At 50.0% G+C, this 4573-nt stretch carries 4 protein-coding genes; 1 reads left to right on the forward strand and 3 read right to left on the reverse strand.

Annotated elements, in window-relative coordinates; all coding sequences use genetic code 11:
• From ACEW8P_RS14990 to ACEW8P_RS15000, 3 genes are all read right to left on the reverse strand, one after another.
• The coding region (locus tag ACEW8P_RS14990) for a biotin/lipoyl-containing protein (protein ID WP_373513893.1) at nucleotides 1-130 on the reverse strand (130 nt) is incomplete at its 3' end.
• A gap of 191 nt (nucleotides 131-321) precedes the next feature.
• Nucleotides 322-2109 (reverse strand): translation elongation factor 4, encoded by a 1788-nt coding sequence (gene lepA / locus ACEW8P_RS14995; protein ID WP_373513890.1) that lies wholly within the window; start codon nucleotides 2107-2109, stop codon nucleotides 322-324.
• 150 nt (nucleotides 2110-2259) lie between these two features.
• A complete protein-coding gene (locus tag ACEW8P_RS15000) occupies nucleotides 2260-3498 on the reverse strand; it encodes a DUF819 domain-containing protein (protein ID WP_373513891.1) in 1239 nt (412 codons plus the stop codon).
• 603 nt (nucleotides 3499-4101) lie between these two features.
• On the opposite strand from ACEW8P_RS15000, the gene ACEW8P_RS15005 reads away from it, so the two are divergent.
• A complete protein-coding gene (locus tag ACEW8P_RS15005) occupies nucleotides 4102-4572 on the forward strand; it encodes an Lrp/AsnC ligand binding domain-containing protein (protein ID WP_373513892.1) in 471 nt (156 codons plus the stop codon).
• The last annotated feature ends 1 nt before the right edge of the window (nucleotide 4573 follow it).

Below are 4573 nucleotides of genomic sequence, written 5' to 3' on the forward strand. Positions count from 1 at the left end.
CCTTATCGGTTTCGACCTCAGCCAGAATATCGCCGGATTTAACCTCGTCGCCCACTTTTTTGTGCCATTCCGCGATGACACCCTCTTCCATGGTGTCGCTCATTTTAGGCATTCTTATTACTTCTGCCATGTTTTCTGGTATGTTAATAGATCAAGGGTATTTCAATACAGTTAGCCAAAAATACAATAAAACGAATTAAAAGGGTTAACGGTCAACGGTTAAGGATGAACGGCGGTTTCTATTTTGCTGATAGTCAGAATAAAAAAGGGTCAGAGAAATTTTCTCTAACCCTTTTTCTCCAAAAAACTTTTGTCAAAAACTTAGCTTATCTTCAAAACCGCCATGAAGGCTTCCTGCGGAATTTCGACGTTGCCGACTTGGCGCATCCGCTTCTTACCCTTTTTTTGCTTTTCAAGTAGTTTGCGCTTACGGGAAATATCGCCGCCATAACACTTGGCAAGAACGTCTTTTCGCATGGCCTTGACGGTTTCGCGCGCGATAATTTTCTGGCCGATGGCCGCCTGAATGGCAATCTCGAACATTTGGCGCGGGATCAACTCGCGCAATTTCTCACATAGTTTCTTGCCCCACTCATAGGCTTTGGTGCGGTGGACGATAGCAGACAGCGCGTCCACGCGGTCGCCGTTGAGCATTACATCAAGCTTCACCATATCCGAAGCTTCGTAGCCGGTGAGTTCGTAGTCGAGCGAGGCGTAGCCGCGTGAAATAGTTTTAAGGCGATCGAAGAAATCGAAAACTACCTCGGCCAGGGGCATCGAGAATGACAGCTCAACGCGGTCGGAGGTAAGGTAGATTTGGTTTTTGAGCATTCCCCGTTTGTCCATGCAGAGCGTCATTATGGCCCCGACGTACTCCGACTTGGAAATAATCTGGGCGTTGATGAAAGGCTCTTCGATCACGCTGATGAAGTTGGGTTCCGGCATTTCGGAGGGTGCACTCACTTTGAGGTTTTCGCCGCGCGTGGTCGTCACCTTAAACTGCACTGAGGGAACAGTGGTGATCACCGTCATGTCAAACTCCCGTTCCAGGCGCTCCTGAATGATTTCCATGTGCAGCATTCCGAGGAAGCCGCAACGGAAGCCGAATCCGAGAGCGGCGGAAGTTTCGGGTTCCCACACCAGGGAAGCATCGTTGAGTTGCAGCTTTTCCATCGCTTCGCGCAGTTCCTCGTATTCGCTGGTATCTACCGGATAAATCCCCGCAAATACCATTGGTTTCACTTCCTCAAAACCGCGAATCATAACAGTGGAAGGACGATCGGTGTGCGTAAACGTATCGCCGACTTTTACTTCTTTCGCTACTTTGATTCCCGAAATAAGGTACCCAACGTCGCCGCATTCGACTACCTCTTTGGGCTGTTGTTGCAAGCGCAAAGTGCCTATTTCGTCGGCGTAGTACTCGCGGCCCGTCGCCATGAACTTTACCTTATCACCCTTGCGAACACTGCCGTTTTTTATCCGAAAAATGACCTCGATACCTCGGTAGGAATTAAAGACGGAGTCGAAAATCAGAGCTTGCAGCGGCGCGTCGGGATCACCTTTGGGTGCCGGGATGCGGTGGACGATGGCTTCCAGAATCTCAGGAACGCCAATACCTTCCTTGCCGCTGGCGTGGATGATCTCGTCGCGGCCGCAGCCGATCAGGTCCACGATCTGGTCTTTCACCTCTTCGGGCATGGCACCTGGTAGGTCAATCTTGTTCAGCACCGGAATGATGATGAGATCGTGATTAATGGCCAGATACAGGTTGGAAATCGTCTGGGCCTCAATGCCCTGCGAGGCGTCGATAAGCAGCAGCGCACCTTCGCAGGCGGCGATGGAACGCGATACTTCGTAGGAGAAATCCACGTGGCCTGGCGTATCGATCAGGTTGAGCGTATACTTTTCGCCATTCTGCAGGTAGTCCATCTGAATAGCATGGCTCTTGATCGTGATGCCACGCTCGCGTTCAAGATCCATGTTGTCGAGCAACTGGGCCTGCATTTCGCGGTTAGTGACAGTATTGGTATATTCCAAAAGCCGATCGGCCAGGGTACTTTTGCCGTGGTCGATGTGGGCAATGATGCAAAAATTGCGGATGTTCTTCATGTAATAGCTGTAGGCAATGAGCGGAAGGCTTTGTGCCGTAAAGGAGTTTGTTATAATGTAACGGGCTGGTATTTCAAAAGTTCGTGGCAGAGGCCCGAACCCGAAAATTCTTGCAAAGATACGGCTTACTACCCTATTTTTTACGGAAGATTACAGCCCCTCGCTGACCCACTGCATCATCAGGGCCGTAAGGTAGCCCGCGTAAGAACCCAGCGCGTAACCCAAGATGGAAAGAAGTACACCCACAGTCGCCAGTGAAGGATGAAACGCCGCCGCTACCACGGGAGCTGAAGCCGAACCGCCGACGTTGGCCTGACTGCCCACCGCCGCGAAGAAGAAAGGAATCTTCAGCAGTTTGGCCACGCCAATCACAAAAGCCGCGTGAACCAACATCCACACTAGCCCAATGGCAAACAGCCCCGGATTATCAGCCACCGCCCGCAGGTCCATTTGCATCCCGATGGTAGCGACCAATATATATAGGAATACGCTTCCCATTCGGGAAGCACCCACATACTCCAACTTGCGGATGGGTGTGAGGGAAAAAGACAAACCCATAAACGTCACCAGGGCTATAATCCAGAAGAAAGAGGACGTCAGACTGTAACGGGCCAGTTCGGGATAGTTTTCGCTTAGAAAGGGGGTAATCAAATCTGCTAGAAAATGGGCCAAACCTGTGGCCCCAAAGCCGACCGCGCCTAGATAGAGCAAATTCCGCATGGCAGGAATACGTTGGTTGGCCAGCTCGATACTTTCAAGACGGTTCTGAACATCGGCGATGCGGCTGCTATCGGCTTCCAGGCGGGCGTCGATGCGAGCGGCATAGCCCGCGCCGTAGATCAACACGGCCATCCAGAGTTCGGCCACCAGCACATCGACGGCAACTACCTGAGAGAAAAGCCGATCGCTGGGTTGGAAGACTTCCTTTAAAGCAGTTTGGTTGGCTCCGCCGCCAATCCAACTACCCGCGATAGTAGCCAATCCGCGCCATACGGCGTCAGGCCCTTCACCTTGCACCGTATCGGGACTGAGCTGCCCTACCAGCCATAAAGCCACCGGACCACCGATCATGACTCCGGCCGTACCCGCCAGCATCATAATGACGGCCTGCGGGCCGAGTTTAGCCAGCGATTTCCAGTCCATGCCCAGCGTGAAAAGTACCAGGCAGGCAGGAAGCAGGTAGCGCGAAATGACGGGGTATAATTGCGATTCAGCCCCATCGACCAGGCCAATGGAGTTGTAGATACCGGGAATGAAATAACAAAGCAAAAGCGGTGGGACAACGCCGTAGAATTTTGTCCAGCCCTTTTGCGGCAGCGAGGCCGTGTAGAAGATTAGGCCGAGCGTAAGCATCAGGATGCCCAGCACGACGGCGTCGTTTTGGATCATAGCAGATGTGGTACGGGCTTCCAGCCCGTTTTATAGAAAAGACAAAAAAACGGGCAAGATGCCCGTACCACAAGAAACAAAAAAACACGCAGGTTTCAAGACGAACCCACGTGTCAGATTACACTTCATCAACAAACTAAAAACCAAATGGGAAGAAATTCAATTTTGAATTAGTGATTGAGAGAATGAGTGAATATTTTAAGAATTTTTATTCACTCATTCACAATTCACTTATCGCTCCGGCGACCCGGTCAAAATTGAATCAAGCTGTAGGAGGGGGAGTCGAACCACCCACGGTGCGGTTAGCCGCGATACAAATACTTGGTGGTCAACCCCAGTCGACAAGTCGGCATTATATCGTGTTTATCCCGTGCTCACCACCCCCGAGACAGGAGGGCATGGCTGCCAGTTTCATCATCCTACAGTATGGCAAAAAACGTTGTCAATAGTGTCGGACAGCGAATCCGTTTCTGTATATTGACCTTGCAAAGGTAAGTGACGGAGATCGAAGATTAAAATTTTTTTATAAAAAAGTCTAAATATTTAGACAAATCTCAGGTTTTCGCCTAAATATTTGAATAGATTGTAATTTTCTAGCCAAGAATGAACAAAAATTTAGAAATTGATAATACTGATTTGCGGATTTTATCGCTATTGATGGAAGATGCGGGACTTGCCTATACCGAAATCGGCAAGCGTGTGCATGTATCGGGTGGGACGGTTCACGTCAGGATGAAGAAAATGGAGCAATTGGGCATCGTGAAAGGTTCACAACTCATTATCGATCCGGCTAAGCTAGGTTGGGACATCAGCGCATTCCTGGGCGTGTATCTTGACAAAAGTTCTCTCTACGAAGATGTGGCGGCAGACTTGGAGCAAATTCCCGAGGTTGTTAATATTCATTATACGACGGGTGTATATAGCCTCTTCGCCAAGATTGTCTGTCGCGATACGGGACACCTGAGGGAGGTGCTGCACGATAAAATACAGAAAGTCAAAGGAATACAGCGAACTGAAACCATTATTTCCCTGGAAGAAAGAATCAGCCGTTCTATACCACTGGAAGAAAACTGAA

This window comes from Persicitalea sp. (assembly GCF_041751555.1).
GTDB lineage: Bacteria > Bacteroidota > Bacteroidia > Cytophagales > Spirosomataceae > Persicitalea.

Coding starts and splice junctions, on each gene's coding strand:
- lepA (WP_373513890.1), bottom strand. CDS start 2,109: ATGAAGAACATCCGCAATTTTTGCATCATTGCCCACATCGACCACGGC.
- ACEW8P_RS15000 (WP_373513891.1), bottom strand. CDS start 3,498: ATGATCCAAAACGACGCCGTCGTGCTGGGCATCCTGATGCTTACGCTC.
- ACEW8P_RS15005 (WP_373513892.1), top strand. CDS start 4,102: ATGAACAAAAATTTAGAAATTGATAATACTGATTTGCGGATTTTATCG.